The sequence below is a fragment of the Pseudomonas sp. MPFS genome (assembly GCF_022537035.1).
Lineage (GTDB): Bacteria > Pseudomonadota > Gammaproteobacteria > Pseudomonadales > Pseudomonadaceae > Aquipseudomonas > Aquipseudomonas sessilinigenes.
In genome coordinates, this window is sequence record NZ_CP066123.1 from 4295363 (window position 1) to 4311019 (window position 15657).

Consider the following 15657-nt stretch of genomic DNA (forward strand, 5'->3'; position numbering starts at 1 on the left):
GCCCCGGGCTGTCAAGGCCAGGTGCCGACCGGTGCAGGCCCGCTCACTGCAAGGCACTGCGTCGCAACTTCGAGCTCCAGCCCTGCTGCATGCCGGCGGCGGCGAGCAGGATCGCACCGACCCCGAGCCACTGCAGCCAGCCCAAGCGGTGACCGAACGCCAGCCAATCGACGAAGATCGCCGCGATCGGATAGATGAAGGACAAGGCCCCGGTCAACGCCGTGGGCAGCTTCTGGATCGCACCGTACAGCAGCACGTACATCAGTCCCGTGTGGATGATGCCCAGTGCCAGCAGGCTGGCCCAGGCGCTAGCCTCCTGGGGTGGCGTGCCAAGGTTGGCCCAAGGCGCCAGCAGCAATACGCCGGTGCAGACCTGGATCAGGGCGATCAAATGCGGCGGGGTTCCGCTCAGGCGTTTGATCAGCAGCGCAGCGAAGGCGTACAGCAAGGCTGCGCCCAGGGCCAGGCCGATCCCCAGCAGGTAGTCATCGCCAGACTCGCCCTGCCCTTCATGGGCACTGACGATGGCCAGCATTCCGCCGAACGACAGGCACAGCCAGAATAATTTCTGCGCCGTGATTTTTTCTCCCAGGAACAACGCCGCCAAACCCACCAGGAGGAACGGCTGGACGTTGTACACCGCAGTGCCGATGGCGATCGAGGCCCGGGAATAGGAGCCGAACAACAGCACCCAGTTGCCGACGATCGCCGCGCCGCTGACCACCGCCAGCAGCAGGACCCGGCGCGTGAGAATATCCTTGCGCAGCAAACCCAGGGCAGCGCAGACCAGCAGCAAGGTCGCGGCGCCAAACAGGCAGCGCCAGAACACCACGTCCAGCACCGGTTGCCCCGAGACCAGGACGAACCAGCCAATGGTTCCGGAAATCAACATGGCGGCGCTCATTTCCAGCGATCCGCGACGAATCAATGCATCCATCATCAGGCTCCTCATACCAGTGGCCAGATTATGCGCAGCGTGCTTCAAGGCCTGCCATGGCAAATCCTAGGCTAGACTCGTGCCGTACCTTTTTTTTCAAGGCAAAACTGCCCATCAACCTAACGAGATTGCCATGCTGGATGCTATTGACCAGGCACTGATCAGTGCCTTGATGCAGGACTCCCGACGCTCGCTCAAGGCCCTGGCGCAAATCAGCGGGCTGTCCGCCCCCAGTGTCGCCGAGCGCCTGCGCCGGCTCGAAGAGCGTGGCGTGATCAGCGCCTACACCCTGGAAATCGACCCCAAATTCCTCGGTTATCAATTACAGGCCATCGTGCGCATCCGCCCCTTGCCGGGAAAACTGCAGGAAGTCGAACGGCAGATCCTGGCGATCCCCGAGTTCACCGAGTGCGACAAGGTCACCGGCGACGACTGTTTTTTTGCACGCCTGCAGGTGCGCTCCATGGAACAACTGGACAGCCTGCTGGACCGCCTCAACCAGTACGCCGAGACCAACACCTCGATCGTCAAGAAATCACCGATCAAGCGCCGCCTACCGCCCATGGAATGAACACCCGCCCTGCTCCGGCCAAGAAAATCCGGGCAATAAAAAAGCCCGCCGAAGCGGGCTTTTTCAAGGCTTGGAACTGAGGATCAGTCGTCGCGGCTCATGATACCGAACAACTGCAGCAGGCTGACGAACAGGTTGTAGATCGATACATACAGGCTGATGGTAGCCATGATGTAGTTGCGCTCGCCGCCGTGGATGATGGCGCTGGTCTGGAACAGGATGCACACCGAGGAGAACAGCACGAAGCCGGCGCTGATCGCCAGTTGCAGGCCGCTGATCTGGAAGAACAGGCTGGCCAGCACGGCGCCCATCAGGACGAAGAAACCGGCGGTGATGAAACCACCCAGGAAGCTCATGTCCTTGCGGGTGATCAGCACGTAGGCCGACAGGCCGCCGAACACCAGTGCGGTCATGGCGAAGGCCGAGCTGACCACTTCAGCGCCGCCCTGCATGCCCAGGTAGCGGTTGAGGATCGGGCCCAGCAAAAAGCCCATGAAACCGGTCAGGGCGAAAGTCGAAACCAGGCCCCAGACCGAGTCGCGGAGTTTGCTGGTGAGGAAGAACAGACCGTAGAAACCGATCAGCACGACGAAGACGTTCGGGTAGCCGACACGCATCTGTTGCGCCACATAAGCCATGATCCCGCTGAAAGCGAGGGTCAGGGCCAGCAAGCCGTAAGTGTTGCGCAGGACGCGGCTAACCTCTAGCTGCTCGGCCTGCACGCCGTTGTTAACTGCGTAATCCTGTTCGCGCATGGCGACACTCCTGTTGGTTGAAACATTTAGTGGCAAGGATGATAACAGAGGCGTTGTAACTCGCGACGCAGAGAGTTTGACAGTGTGTTTCATTCGGGTATTATGGCGCCCGCAACGCGATCTGGAGGTGTGGCCGAGTGGTTTAAGGCAGCGGTCTTGAAAACCGCCGACTGTAACAGGTCCTAGAGTTCGAATCTCTACGCCTCCGCCAAATCTCTACGATAAAGCCCTGATTATTCAGGGCTTTTTTGTTTCTGTTGCTCGCGGACGCCTACTGTCACCAACTGACCGTTTCCGCATTATTTCTTTAGTTTCCGCAACCACCCTCCTGCGACATGCTGCCGACAGAATACTAGGACCAGTGGTCCGACCTCGGTGGCACCCGATATTTTCATAATCTCAGGATGGCCTGGTCTTGCCACACACCATGACCGGCAGTTACTAGAGCCCCTTCCTATTTCTACATCGGCCGATCAAGGCCCGTAAGTACGAGCCCTTGTCAGTCGGCCCTCAACCTAAGACGACTCTTGGCGGCCCCGTTTTGCCCTAAAATCGGCTTGCCATAAACATATGGATATCCGTATATTCGAATTTCCATATATTCGAGCCACCCCAATGATCACCCCACTAGATCTCTTCAAGAACCTGGCTGACGAAACCCGCGCCCGTGCGGCTCTGCTCATCGCCAGCCTGGGCGAACTCTGTGTTTGCGAACTGATGTGTGCCCTCGATGACAGCCAACCGAAGATCAGCCGCCATCTGGCACAACTGCGCTCCAGTGGTCTGCTGCTGGATCGTCGCCAGGGCCAGTGGGTGTATTACCGTCTCAATCCAGAACTCCCGTCCTGGGTACAGGAGATGCTGCAAGTAACGCTGCAAGCCAATACCGAGTGGCTCGCTGACAACACACTTCGCCTACAGAACATGGACGGCCGGCCCGTTCGTGATGCCGCATGCTGCTGACCTTCAACGAGCGAGTTTTTCCATGCTGATTGCTATCGCCGTATTCGTTTTCACCCTCGTTCTGGTCATCTGGCAACCCAAGGGCCTTGGTGTTGGCTGGAGCGCTGCACTGGGGGCTGGCATCGCCCTGGCCAGCGGAGCTGTTTCTCTGAGTGACATACCCACCGTATGGGCCATCGTCTGGAATGCCACCGCTACGTTCATCGCCGTTATCATCATCAGCTTGCTGCTCGACGAGGCTGGATTCTTCGAATGGGCTGCCTTACATGTCGCGCGCTGGGCAAACGGCAGCGGTTACCGCTTGTTCGCTTTTTGTGTGTTGCTAGGCGCTGCGGTATCAGCGCTATTTGCCAACGACGGCGCAGCGCTGATCCTCACCCCTATTGTTATGTCGATGCTGCTTGCCCTGCGCTTTTCACCGGCCGCGACTCTGGCCTTCGTCATGGCTGCGGGCTTCATCGCCGACACCGCGAGTTTGCCTCTGGTGGTTTCCAACCTGGTGAACATTGTTTCAGCCGACTACTTCGACCTGGGCTTTGCCAAGTACGCCTCGGTGATGGTGCCAGTCAATCTGGCAAGCGTTGCGGCCACGTTGATAGTGCTGTTCCTGTTCTTCCGTCGTGATATCCCACGCCATTACGCGCTGGATGCGTTGAAGGAACCCAAAACAGCCATCCATGACCGCGCCACGTTTATCGTGGGATGGTGGACCCTGCTGGTGTTGCTCGTCGGCCTGTTCGCCCTAGAGCCATTGGGTATTCCGGTCAGCGCGGTTGCCGCAGCATGCGCCGCGATCCTCTTTGCCGTTGCCGCCCGTGGCCACCGCATCTCAACCCGCCGAGTGCTACGCGAAGCGCCCTGGCAGGTGGTGATCTTCTCCCTAGGTATGTATCTGGTGGTCTATGGGCTGAAAAACGCAGGCCTGACTGATCTGCTCACCCAACAGCTCGACCGGCTGGCCGAACAGGGTTTATGGGGCGCTGCCATCGGTACCGGGCTGCTCTCGGCATTCCTGTCCTCGATCATGAACAACATGCCCAGCGTGCTAGTAGGCGCCTTGTCGATCCAGACCAGTGGGGCTGAGGGTCTTGTACGCGAGGCAATGATCTACGCCAACATCATCGGCTGTGATCTCGGTCCGAAAATCACCCCTATAGGCAGCCTTGCCACCTTGCTCTGGCTGCATGTGCTGGAACGTAAAGGCATGCGTATCACCTGGGGCTACTACTTCAAGGTTGGCACGCTGCTAACCCTCCCAGTTCTACTGATTACCCTTTCAGCCCTGGCACTGCGCCTGAGCCTCTGACGTCCGCCAAGAAGCGGAGGAGCTTTACATGCGAGTCCTATTTATGTGCACGGCCAATAGCTGCCGCAGCATTCTTTCCGAAGCGCTGTTCAACCACCTGGCCCCCACAGGATTTGAAGCAGTCAGTTCCGGTAGTTTCCCCAAAGGTCAGGTGCTGCCCCGTAGCCTCACCACATTGCAGCAAGCCGGTATCTCCACTGCCGGCCTACGCAGCAAAGGTAACGACGACTTCGAAGGCAACCCGCCAGATATCGTCATCACTGTCTGCGACAAGGCCGCCGGTGAAGCCTGCCCGGTCTACTTCGGACCAGCAGTGAAAAGCCATTGGGGATTGGAAGATCCATCCGACGTGGTGGGCGATGAAACATCAATCGAGGCCGCATTCCGCAATACGCTGGCCCGCATTGAGCTGCGCTGCAAAGCCTTCTTCGCCCTTCCCTTCGACACACTCGACCGCGATGCACTCAAGCGTGAGTTGGACCGCATCGGCGCTCTTTGAGCAGGAGAAAACCATGTCAGAACATCTGCCCAATCTCGACCTTTCACTGTTCGATAAGTCGCCAACAACCAACCACACCAGCGAGCATAAACCCCGCATTCTGTTGCTCTACGGATCGACCCGCGAGCGCTCCTTCAGTCGCCTACTGGTAGAGGAAGCTGGCCGTCTGCTGGAACACTTCGGAGCAGAGATTCGCATCTTCAATCCATCCGGCCTGCCATTGCCTGATGATGTTCCGGTAGAACACCCCAAGGTGCAGGAATTGCGCGATCTGGTGCAGTGGTCAGAGGGACAGGTCTGGTGCTCCCCTGAGCGCCATGGTGCGTTGTCCGCAGTGTTCAAGGCCCAGATCGACTGGATTCCCCTATCACTCGGAGCTGTGCGCCCGACACAGGGCAAGACACTGGCAGTGATGCAGGTCTGCGGCGGCTCGCAGTCATTCAACGTAGTCAATCAACTGCGCGTACTCGGCCGGTGGATGCGTATGTTCACTGTTCCCAACCAGTCCTCAGTGCCCAAGGCCTACCTGGAGTTCGACGATGCTGGGCGTATGAAGCCCTCGGCCTACTACGACCGAGTGGTCGACGTTATGGAAGAGCTGGTGAAGTTCACCTTACTGCTGCGCGACCGCCAAGACTTCCTAGTAGATCGCTACTCAGAACGAAAGGAGAGCGCCGAACAGTTGTCGGCGCGAGTTAACCAGCGCTCGATCTAAAGCTGCGACGCTCATCGCAGCACATGCCGATTGTGCTCGTGTATTAACGCAAAAAGCCCACAGCCCCGAAGAACAAGGGCTGTAGGGCTTCTTCAACGCAGTTGGACATGGGGTTGCTTGGCATTAAAAAATGGCATTGATTGACGTACAGATTGCCCCATGCCCCGCCTCTCTTGCCAACAATCAGTTCGGCAACTGCAAACCAGGGTATCGAGGATAGGGATTTAAACCCCTTCCTATGACCTGGTAGGTCGGTCCGGGCCCGCAATTACCAGAAGTTGAGCCATGCCAGGCAGCCAAAAATGGACTGTAGCGGCCTCAGTTTTGCCCTAAATTTTCCCTAACGCAGTAAGGCTTTTCCCTTTCATACATGCGTGGGGGCGAGCAGAACAGGTGAGGCATCACCATAGCAAACCTGTCGAGAGTTCATAGCCGCTTACCTTGCTGAAAAGATTGACTTTGCTTACCCTCAAACCTCTTTAGACATCCGGGGGAAAAGGAATGCCAAGCCCAGCCAAAGACGCCAATAAATCAAGCTTTGCTCACCTGAAAGCATTCAATACTCATCAAGAATTAATCACTCGACTAGGCGCTGGCAACGCCCATCTTGTATGGGCCATGGGTTTATATTTGGATCATCCTGATCCTTTAGAGTTAGCATCTGAAGCGCTGACCGATCATGCAAACGATAAAAATATAGATTTCTTAAAACTGGACACCGACTCAAAACGAATCATAGTTGGCCAGGGCTACTTCGCACCTAATGGAAAAAAGAATACGAATGCGGCACCATCTAAAAAAGCGGAAAGCTTAGGTACCGCTTATGCGTGGCTTGTGTCTGGCGAACTCAACGACATCCCTTTCCACTTGCAAGAAATCGTACGAGAGTGTCGTGATGCGATCATTAACGAAGAGGTTGACCAGATACACCTTCTATATGTTCACAACCTTCCCGAATCCACCAACTCATCCAAAGAGCTACAGACTATTGCAACTCATGTCAAACGCTCGACAAGTGATAAAGTCCAAGTTGTTACCAAGGAGCTTGGACTTGAAACCTTGGAGAGACTCTACACTACCCAGGAGTCCTCTATTGCAATCAACAAAAGTATCACCATCCCCTTTGGCGTGAAATTCAAAGAGTCTGGGCCAAAATGGGAAGCTGCTGTAACAAGCGTCTCAGGTGAATGGCTCAGAAAACAATTTTCAGATTTTGGCGAGGACTTGTTCTCAGCTAACTACCGTGGCTTTCTTGGCATATCTAAACGAAAAAAAATCAACTCCGTCATCACAAAAACTGCTGAAACCAACCCCGAAAACTTTTGGGTTTTCAACAACGGAATAACTATTCTCACTCGTGGGCTGAAGGGAGAAGAGGGGGACAAATCTATTGAAGTTGATGGAATATCCATCATCAATGGAGCGCAAACTACTGGATCTCTCGGCTCTGTTTCTGATGGCTTCCCGTTGAACTCAGCAAATGTAATGTGTCGAATTATCAAGTGTTCTGACATAGAAACTGTTCAGAGTATTGTACGATTCAACAACACGCAAAACGTGATTACAACATGGGATCAGTATAGCAACGCTCCAGAGCAGAAAAGAATCCAATCCGAATTCGAAACACTCGGACATCCTTATTCATTGAAACGTGGCTTCTCAGAGCCCAACAATACTCTAGGAATTGAGCAGGTCGCAAACTCGCTGATTTCCTTCTCTGGCGATTACGTGTCAGGAAATATTGGCAAGAACTACATATTTGAGACGAAATCACTACACAACAAATGTTTTGACTTAAAAAAAGCAAGACATATACTTTTTGTTTACAGTCTTTCGAAAAGCATTGATGAAATCCGGCTCGAATTAAAATCAAAACCCAACCTGATTGCTATAGAGGAACGTCAACTAAAACTCCTCAAGTATCTTAAGTTTAAGAATTTCTGCATCTCACTAATTGCGCACAACCTAGATTCAATCCTTGGCATGCAGGTAAACAAAAGTGAAGTCTCCTTTACAACTTACGCCTCCAACATTAAAAACAAAACAATAAACGAGCTAATTGCAAGCTGGCTTCCAATTGTAAAGATCTTCACAACATACCTAGCAAACAAATATCACGAGAACTTTTCCGAAACCATCCAAAATGACAACGCATTAAAGGAAGTAAGCACGGAATTCGAAACATTCATATACACCTCATTTCTATCTAACCCGAACCCCGGCGTCGAATCTTTCAAACTCCAAGTTGACCCCCATATTTAACAAACCTACTAGTACACGCCGATTGTGCTCGGGTATTAACGCAAAAAAGCCCTACAGCCCGAGGAACAAGGGCTGTAGGGCTTTATTGACAAGGTAAGAGATAGCGCCATTTGGCATTAAATGGCATTGATTGGCGTACAGATTGCCCCATTTTTGCCCCACGACCTCGCCTCCCTAGCCAACAACCAGTTCGGCCAATGCAAACCAGGGTAGCGAGGATAGGGATTCGAACCCGACCATAATCAACCGTAGTCCGCTCAAGGCCACGAAATTAGAGTATGTAGCACCTGAGTTAAGGCCTATATAGGCCTAAAGCGGTATCCGCTATGCCCTAAAAATGCCCTAAGATCATCTGCGCTTCTAGCCAACAACCTGTTCGGCATCTGCAAACCAGGGTAGCGAGGATAACGCGTCCGAGGTGTGCCAAGTGATCAGCCACTCGGTGTGGATCAAATCCGGCAGGCTGATCCCGTTTTGTGGGAACGCGTCACCCATGCGCCTTTCGCCACCATATTTCCACTCAAGCGGTCCGAAGCCGTCTGCCATACTTCGGCCAGAGAGGCTGTCATGGCCAACTCTGTATCATTCGTAATAAGTTCAGCGTCTCGCAGGGCCTGCGTGTAGCCGATTGCATTATGGTAGGCGCGAACACCAGAAGCCCAGTCGCTCGATTTATTTACTGAGTTCAACCGCAAAAGCCAGGCTGTTTGGACTCTGCGCTCGGCAAACCGGGCTGATCGCTAATCGTTAATACGCTGATGCCTGGCATGCCCCAATCCCCATAATTAAGCGCTGCTTATACGCTTACCAGCACGACCGGTACCAGTAGCCAAATGTAGGGGGCATGGTTACCGCGACCACTAAAAAGGCCCACATCCCCTAGACGAGCAGGCCAGTCCCACCTCGGCTGGCTTTCGCCTAATCAACCCTTGTTCGCAATAACCCTCTTTGCCAAGGTTGATCAACAGGGACATCTCTTCCAACGGAACTCAACTGCTCCGTTTGTGCGTGGTGGGTGTTTCACCAAACCTTGAAGTCCTTTCCAGGGTTTCTTCAAGCGCTCGAACTAGTACATTTGTGCTAGTTGACTCCCCCCCTCCTACGGGGATCATAGTCCCGACTAGTGCTGCCATTCTGAGATTCCAGTCAATCGGACATTCCGACTAGTCGCGCAGTATCACAAGGGACGTTTGGCTGGGTAGTTTAACGCTCGAAGTTGATGACAATCGATGAAATATGTTATTTACTTTTTGATTGTAACGAAGCTAATTTGCTTCTTAATTTAATCGCCAGACGCTACGAGCATGGCAGCATGTGCTGGCCAGCAAATATCACTGACTCGAGATACTAAGTTGAGAAATTCTATTTTTTAGCGTGCTTGTTTGGCTTGATTGATTTAATGTAAATGGATAACAAATTCATGTTCAAGGAGGCACGACACAGCATGCCAGAGTTTTTGAAGTTAAATAAATACGTCATACCAATTACTTTACTACTTGCTGCCTCCACTTCAGCGATAGCTGACAAAGCGAACCCCATTGGCGATTGGTGGCGTGTCTATAGCATAGGCACGGGCAAAAACAACATAGTGTTTGTCGCTGATCTCACGTCCATGACGCCACGGAGTCAAGCGGCGGATGGGCTTCAGTCAGTAGATGTAAACCAAGTCTTCGCTGACCCATCCAAGCCATTGGCGGATGTCTATTCAGTTGAAGTCCAGTGCTCCAAGCACAGAGCCCGCTTTCTTAAAGGAACATCAATAGAACGAACGAGCTACGCACGCCGGGATTTAAAAGTCTCCAATGAGTGGCATACGTTGGATGACGAGGCGCTTTTATATACATTTGCCTTTGTATGTAATCCCCAAGATCGAGTCTTCAACGGCATGTTGTCACTGGGTAAATTTGATCAGATGAAAATGCTCGGGATCATCACGGAGGTACAAGCACCGCCGAAGAGCCCAATGGAAGAGCTGGATGAAATGTTAAACAACAAAAACCCTGAAAAGTCCAGGTAAGGTAAACTCCATGATATATCAATGGATTAAAACGTTTTCTTTAATGCTAGCAGTGTCAGGAATAATGGTAAGCAGCGGCTGTTCCTTAATTGCTCAAAGTCGTTGGGAAGGTCGCGATGCCCAAGAGGCGCTGAATCTGTTTGGCAGGCCCGATACGATGAAAGCAACTCAAGATCCTGATGCAGGTACACTTGTCGTAATGACGTGGTACAAATCCTCTCAGTGGTCGACAACTGAGGCAGCCGGAACATCCATGACACACGGCAGTAATGGTTTGACCCATACCGAGTATTACGAGAACGTCGCTCATAGCTCCGAATGCAAAATTGAAGCAACGGTGAACAAAGCAAAAAAAATAGTGCTTTTCAAAATTCAGAATGGAGAAGTATTTCATGGCAAGTGCCAAAATATTCCTTATGTTCCCGGTTATATCCCCCCAGGCTTTTAGCATCTTCTATAAGTGCTGAAGGGATAACTGATGAGGGGATTCGCGGCAGTTATTTTTTCGAAACAGTCCCTCAGACCGCCTAGTATTGCACCCTCGGATTTTTTCCTAATCCTAATAATGGTCTGAAGGGACGCTCCAAAGTTTTGCCCAGTTTTGAAACGAAAACACCAAGACCCGACAACTGCAACATTTGGTCTGTCCCGGGCTGAGTGGACACTGACTTAAGGTGGATAATGTCCACCGCAAGGAGTGTTCATGACCCAGACCAGACGACGTTTTCCCGAATCCTTCAAACGCGAGGCAGTAGACCAGGTACTTGCCGGCACGCCGCTTCGTCATGTAGCCGAGACGCTCGGCATCGCTGAAAGCCTGCTGGGCAAATGGAAGCGCCAGTACGAGCAGCAAGGTGACGATGCCTTTCCGGGCAACGGCAAGCAGCGTGGTGAGAGCGCGGAGTTGCGTCGTCTACGCCAGCAACTGGCTCAGGTCACCATGGAGCGCGATGTTTTAAAAAAGGCGCTCGCCATCTTCTCGCAGCCCACGAAGTGAAGTTCCGCGCCATCGAGGCGTTGGCTGGTCGCTATCCCGTAGTCCCAATGTGCCGGCTGCTGCGGGTATCCCGCAGCGGCTTCTATGCCTGGCAGCAGCGGCCACCTTCGGCGAGAGAGATGGCGAATCGGCGTCTGAGCAAGGAGATCCGCACCATTCACCACGAGGTGAATGGGATCTATGGCCATCGCCGAATCAAGGCCGAGTTAGCGGCCATGGGGCATGCGTGTGGTCGACACCGGGTTGCTCGACTGATGCGCGAAGCCGGTCTGCGCGTTCGCTCGCGCAAGCGCTGGCGGCTGGTTTCCAGCAGTCATCATGCTCTGCCGATTGCCCCGAACCACCTGGATCGCCAGTTCGCCTCGGATCGCGCCAATCGGCACTGGGTCTCGGACATGACCTACGTGCGGACGGCCCAAGGTTGGCTGTATCTGGCAGTCGTGCTCGATCTCTATTCACGAGCCGTCGTCGGTTGGGCGATGCACCACCGCATGCAGCAGGCCTTGGTACACGCCGCGCTGGAGATGGCCATTGCACGCCGGCAGCCGAAAGAAGAAGTGCTGCTGCACTCGGATCGAGGCAGCCAATACTGCGCGTACGACTACCAGGCCTTACTTCGGCGACATCGAATCGTGCCCAGCCATTCACGTCCCGGGAACTGCTGGGACAACGCCGCGATGGAGAGCTTCTTCCGTTCGCTGAAGGCTGAGCGGGTGTACCTGACGCGCTATGCCAGCTACCACGAGGCGAAAACCGACCTGTTCGACTACATCCGCTTTTACAATCACCGTCGCCGCCACTCGACGCTGGGCTATCTCAGCCCGATGGAGTTTGAGCGACGCTATGCGAGCAGTAACTCTTAACTACCTGTCCACCAGCTCCGGGACAGACCATACAACTTTTCTCCTATGTTTGCGCTACTCTACTCTGTCAAGGTCAATAGATAACGCCGATAGCTCATACGGGCCCTCATAGCCCACAGATCCGGTCCCCGATGCGTACTGGAAATACTCGAAATCAGCGAATCCCTCCCTTGTGGTGCACATAGTAATAAACCTTGAAAAGGCGTAAATAATAGTGCCTGTTGGCGTCGGAATTGCTACGGTTCTTTTCCCTAGCACCCGATTACTGATCGATATCGCCCTCGACCCAGCACCTATAGTCTGGGATAGCTGAATGCCGGTGGCCTCTATCAGTTTGAAGCTTGTAACAGCGGCAGTGATTACCATATATTTTTCCGTGGCCTGGAATACTCGGAACCCGTTGGCGTCGTACACTTCCAGCCCAAAGGTAGAGCCTCCAGGTATCTGGTCAGAGAACAGGTAATACTTCACGCTCTGCCCGGTCCGCTTTGTAAAGATCCTGTGGTAGACGTTTCCGCCGCTCTCGAAGCTTATGCAGGAGAAGGCCGCGCCGCCAACGGACTGCATGCAGCAAACGCTGTTTGGCCTAGTGGCTAGGATGTCGACATAGCTAAGACTGGTCCCAACAAAGGATGTTGTCGTTACAGCAGTTCCCTTGGCGTACAGGATCAGGTTTTTATAGGTTGAATCGATCTGGATGTTGTCGGTATCGTTATATATCGTTAAGCCGGCTTCCATCACCTAACCCCGTAGAAAAATTTCATTGGCGTTTTTACCAACAAGGGGAAGTCAGGAAAAAACCACCGAATTCCTGTCAGATCCTGAGTGATTATCGGTGCGAGCTGGTTGATGCCGAACTCAGCCGCACCCGACGTGACAGAGTACCAACCGCGCCCCTTCGCGAAATCAGGTATCGCAATACTGCCGTTAGACAAACCGGTATCGCCAAACCCCAGTACCTTGCCCAAGCTATCCGATATGGATACTACGATCTTCGAATTCTCATCGAACGTCTGCAGGCCAATTGGCATTTATCTTCTCCCTCAATATCGATAGGCATCATTGGATGCCAGCAGTAACCGTTCGTACCCAATGCGCTGCCGACGCTCTGCAAGCATAGCCCGCACTTTCACCTCCATGCTGTCAGTCTTGCGCAGGCCTGCCGCGGCCCAAGACGGCGCAGCAACTACTGGCAAACGATATGGCACCTGCACCTCGACGCGCATGGTGCGCTCCTGTTGCAGCCGGTTAGCCGCGGCGTAGTCAGCCTGGGCGCCGGCCTTCGCTTGTTCCGTCGCCTATTCCGCCACGGCCTGGTGGGCATTCACAGCCATCACCAGGTCGCCCAGGGCCTTGCCCTGCTCCCGAGTCAGGACGGCGAGGTTGTCGCGGACCAGTTTGCGAGTGAATGATTGTTGCGGAAAAATCCGCTGTCATGTCGCTCAAAGGCGATGGCTTGAAGCTCAGGGCTTTCACTCGTTCCAAGAGGCCAGTACCAACAACAAGCTGGTTTTCACTGCCGTTGATCACGAGGAATGAAATTACTATCCCAGCAAAATACTGTATATGCAACCAGTATTTATTCTTACCATTCGCATCCACTGCAGACCGAGTCCGGCTGAGTCTTGTCACGCCCATCGACGCTTTAGAAGCCAAGCAGCCCAGCGTAATAGCTGGGCTTCGATATTCAGTGATTCCTTACAGGGAAGTTGGCTGAGTGTTGTGCCAACAGAGGTACGTATTGCATCGCTGGACCCTCTCAGCCCTGACGGCCCGCCAACTTCTGACCTGGTTAAAACCACCGCATGGCAAGCTGATGCGCACGGGATGGCCGAGTGTCATACATTGGGTCGTTCATCATTGTCGATACGGCAAACAACATCCTTGGATGTTGCAAATAGGGCCCAAGCGTCTACATCAACGGGAAATAGATGAATAACTTCCCGCCCAGCACAACGCTGGGCGGGAAGTTGCATATATATGCACCACACTAAGATCAGTATCACTGTTTGATCAATAGCAAGCCGACCTGCAGCTCGTAACAACCAACGGCCAGTTTCGTAAGCAAACCTTGGCAGCTCGCTGATGGAGCCGCCCGCCCCCTGTACCGGAGTTGAAGTTCGACAGGGAAGCTCACATGAGTCCGCTGAACTCCCCTGCCGTCAGCTCAACTGTCGTTCAAGGAAGCAGATCGTACGTCACACAAGCACCGCCATTAGCGCCTGCGCCCATGATCACCCACAGCCCCTGGCCTGCTGGAATAGTCACTTGGAACGGCAATGCCGAGGCCGCGCCTGGAAAACCACCTCCTCCTGATGGGGCCGCGCCGCGGACCATAAGAATCGAAGGGGTCGTGATGTTCCAGTAGTCCTTGGGCGGGGTCGGGCCAGTGGTCAGGGCTCCATACGAAGGCCCAATGTGCATGGTTGCAGTACGAACGACAGCACCGTTGACGTTCTGTGCAGGAGTGAAGATTACCGAGACGCCTTCTCCCACAAACGTCTTGAAACTTGAACCCATTTGTTCAGCCATTTTTTCACCTATCGAGTCGAATGATTTATCGCGGAAGGTTCCGCATTCATGTCGCTCAAAAGGCGATTTTTCGAGACTCAAGGCCTTCGCACGGGTTCATACAAGGTGACGCCAGCATGGAACGGAATGCGTTCTCCATGAGCCCGAGGAATGGCAAAACTATCTCACTAAAATACTGTATACACAACCAGTACTGAATAGCCGAAATCCCCTATCTTGCCAATCAACTCCAGCCAATCGGGCGGAAGCCAGCCCTACCCATCGACCGCCCCGACCATAAGCCCGACAAGGGCCTTCATGTAGTAGCCGGTCGACGTCAAAATCAGCTCACGCCTTTCGGCCGCTACAGCCATCGACTCGTCATAGAATGGCTGGGTTCGCTGCCAGCTGCAGCCTGCTTCTAGCAGGCGCCCGCTCCTGATATCGTTGCGCCTTTCGCCAGATAACAAGGAAGTAGTTAGGATGGGTTCACGCAAGGCTCTGGCGGTAATCCTATGTGCATCAATGAGTAGCCAGGTTGCAGCCTATGAAATACACGACCCGGTGGAAAGGACTCTGGTCATTACCACACTGGCCCCCAGCTTTCTCCTCGTGGCGACCACGGGGGGCACTACGATGGCTATGAATAGCCTTAGTCAGTCAGCCAAGACTGACGCTCTTGCCTTCATTGGTTCAGATGGCGAAATCCGAGGACCTCAGTTCGAACAGGCCGTTCGCTACTACCATGCAGCCTACGCTCCCCCATACATGAGCGACGAACAATTTGCCTTGGCAATCGCGGCCTCTTCCTAAAAAGGCCAATGGCCGGCTTCGAAGCACCCGGGCGACAACACAAGCGCACTAGCGATGAACCGGCCAAGGCTCTGCCCCCTGATCACCCCTTCCCTGTGACCCCACCGCTAGGACGTTCGCAAACTATATGGAAATAATATGAAGAAGATCGTTGCAATGTTGGCACTTTCAACCCTGGTAGGTTGTGCTTATGAAAAATCTCAATATGTTCTCGATGTAGAAAATGCACCTGCCCCTGCGTCCGCCGAGGCGAAGGCCATCGAGTGCGCTCACCTTTTCAGTGAAATTGATCGTAATAACGCACTCCTGGCCCAAAGCTACCAAGACGGCAGCTACTCAATGAGTGCTCAGAACGAGAAAGACGCTCGCAATGAAGCGCTTTCCATTCGAACCTTCAAGATTAGCTGCCCACGTCGCTAGGGAACTGGCAAGGGATGGCAGGGGACGA

18 protein-coding genes and 1 tRNA gene are annotated in these 15657 nt (G+C 53.7%); 13 read left to right on the forward strand and 6 right to left on the reverse strand.

The annotated features are described in order from the left end of the window. Positions 1-43: 43 nt before the first annotated feature. Positions 44-937, reverse strand: coding sequence for a DMT family transporter (locus tag I9018_RS19565; protein WP_241107277.1), 894 nt, complete (start codon positions 935-937; stop codon positions 44-46). A 133-nt stretch (positions 938-1070) separates the two neighbouring features. Here I9018_RS19565 and I9018_RS19570 point away from each other — a divergent pair, with 133 nt between their 5' ends. After that, a complete protein-coding gene (locus tag I9018_RS19570; protein WP_068581096.1) occupies positions 1071-1508 on the forward strand; it encodes an Lrp/AsnC family transcriptional regulator in 438 nt (145 codons plus the stop codon). A gap of 83 nt (positions 1509-1591) precedes the next feature. Here I9018_RS19570 and I9018_RS19575 read toward each other — a convergent pair whose 3' ends face one another. After that, positions 1592-2263, reverse strand: a complete 672-nt coding sequence (locus tag I9018_RS19575) for a Bax inhibitor-1/YccA family protein (RefSeq protein ID WP_022639478.1) — start codon at positions 2261-2263, stop codon at positions 1592-1594. A gap of 123 nt (positions 2264-2386) precedes the next feature. Between I9018_RS19575 and I9018_RS19580 the strand changes: the two genes are divergently transcribed. The 10 genes from I9018_RS19580 to I9018_RS19625 all read left to right on the forward strand — a co-directional run bounded on the left by I9018_RS19580 (position 2387) and on the right by I9018_RS19625 (position 11885). Beyond that, a tRNA-Ser gene (locus I9018_RS19580) sits at positions 2387-2474 on the forward strand. 404 nt (positions 2475-2878) lie between these two features. Continuing rightward, entirely contained in the window at positions 2879-3226 is a 348-nt protein-coding gene (locus I9018_RS19585) for a metalloregulator ArsR/SmtB family transcription factor (RefSeq protein WP_241107278.1), read from the forward strand. Positions 3227-3248: 22 nt separating this feature from the next. Further along, positions 3249-4532 carry an arsenic transporter gene (locus I9018_RS19590; protein WP_241107279.1) on the forward strand — a complete coding sequence of 428 codons (1284 nt, stop codon included), beginning with the start codon at positions 3249-3251 and terminating at the stop codon, positions 4530-4532. Between the two features lie 28 nt (positions 4533-4560). Beyond that, on the forward strand, positions 4561-5031 hold the full coding sequence (locus I9018_RS19595; RefSeq protein WP_241107280.1) for an arsenate reductase ArsC: 471 nt from the start codon (positions 4561-4563) through the stop codon (positions 5029-5031). Between the two features lie 13 nt (positions 5032-5044). Then, on the forward strand, positions 5045-5746 hold the full coding sequence (gene arsH / locus I9018_RS19600) for an arsenical resistance protein ArsH (RefSeq protein ID WP_241107281.1): 702 nt from the start codon (positions 5045-5047) through the stop codon (positions 5744-5746). A gap of 501 nt (positions 5747-6247) precedes the next feature. Next, the gene (locus tag I9018_RS19605; protein WP_241107282.1) at positions 6248-8008 is read left to right on the forward strand and encodes an AIPR family protein; all 1761 of its coding nucleotides are present in this window, start codon (positions 6248-6250) and stop codon (positions 8006-8008) included. A gap of 1405 nt (positions 8009-9413) precedes the next feature. Continuing rightward, positions 9414-10025 (forward strand): hypothetical protein, encoded by a 612-nt coding sequence (locus I9018_RS19610; RefSeq protein ID WP_053130902.1) that lies wholly within the window; start codon positions 9414-9416, stop codon positions 10023-10025. A 10-nt stretch (positions 10026-10035) separates the two neighbouring features. Next, entirely contained in the window at positions 10036-10473 is a 438-nt protein-coding gene (locus I9018_RS19615) for a hypothetical protein (RefSeq protein ID WP_228022280.1), read from the forward strand. A gap of 255 nt (positions 10474-10728) precedes the next feature. Further along, positions 10729-11022: an IS3 family transposase gene (locus I9018_RS19620; protein WP_033974343.1), complete on the forward strand. Its 294-nt coding sequence runs from the start codon at positions 10729-10731 to the stop codon at positions 11020-11022. Further along, positions 11019-11885 (forward strand): IS3 family transposase, encoded by an 867-nt coding sequence (locus tag I9018_RS19625; protein ID WP_241107283.1) that lies wholly within the window; start codon positions 11019-11021, stop codon positions 11883-11885. The genes I9018_RS19620 and I9018_RS19625 overlap by 4 nt, the downstream gene beginning before the upstream one ends. 54 nt (positions 11886-11939) lie before the next feature. Here I9018_RS19625 and I9018_RS19630 read toward each other — a convergent pair whose 3' ends face one another. The 4 genes from I9018_RS19630 to I9018_RS19645 form a co-directional block, all read right to left on the reverse strand. After that, a complete protein-coding gene (locus I9018_RS19630; protein ID WP_241107284.1) occupies positions 11940-12623 on the reverse strand; it encodes a hypothetical protein in 684 nt (227 codons plus the stop codon). Beyond that, on the reverse strand, positions 12623-12916 hold the full coding sequence (locus I9018_RS19635; protein ID WP_241107285.1) for a hypothetical protein: 294 nt from the start codon (positions 12914-12916) through the stop codon (positions 12623-12625). Before I9018_RS19635 ends, I9018_RS19630 begins: the two co-directional genes overlap by 1 nt. Positions 12917-12928: 12 nt before the next feature. Then, on the reverse strand, positions 12929-13129 hold the full coding sequence (locus tag I9018_RS19640) for a hypothetical protein (RefSeq protein ID WP_241110175.1): 201 nt from the start codon (positions 13127-13129) through the stop codon (positions 12929-12931). 934 nt (positions 13130-14063) lie between these two features. Further along, positions 14064-14498 (reverse strand): hypothetical protein, encoded by a 435-nt coding sequence (locus tag I9018_RS19645; protein ID WP_241107286.1) that lies wholly within the window; start codon positions 14496-14498, stop codon positions 14064-14066. Positions 14499-15038: 540 nt separating this feature from the next. Here I9018_RS19645 and I9018_RS32790 point away from each other — a divergent pair. Both I9018_RS32790 and I9018_RS19655 read left to right on the forward strand, forming a co-directional pair. Next, positions 15039-15209, forward strand: a complete 171-nt coding sequence (locus I9018_RS32790) for a DUF2388 domain-containing protein (RefSeq protein ID WP_346780110.1) — start codon at positions 15039-15041, stop codon at positions 15207-15209. Between the two features lie 138 nt (positions 15210-15347). Continuing rightward, positions 15348-15629, forward strand: coding sequence for a hypothetical protein (locus tag I9018_RS19655; protein ID WP_241107288.1), 282 nt, complete (start codon positions 15348-15350; stop codon positions 15627-15629). The last annotated feature ends 28 nt before the right edge of the window (positions 15630-15657 follow it).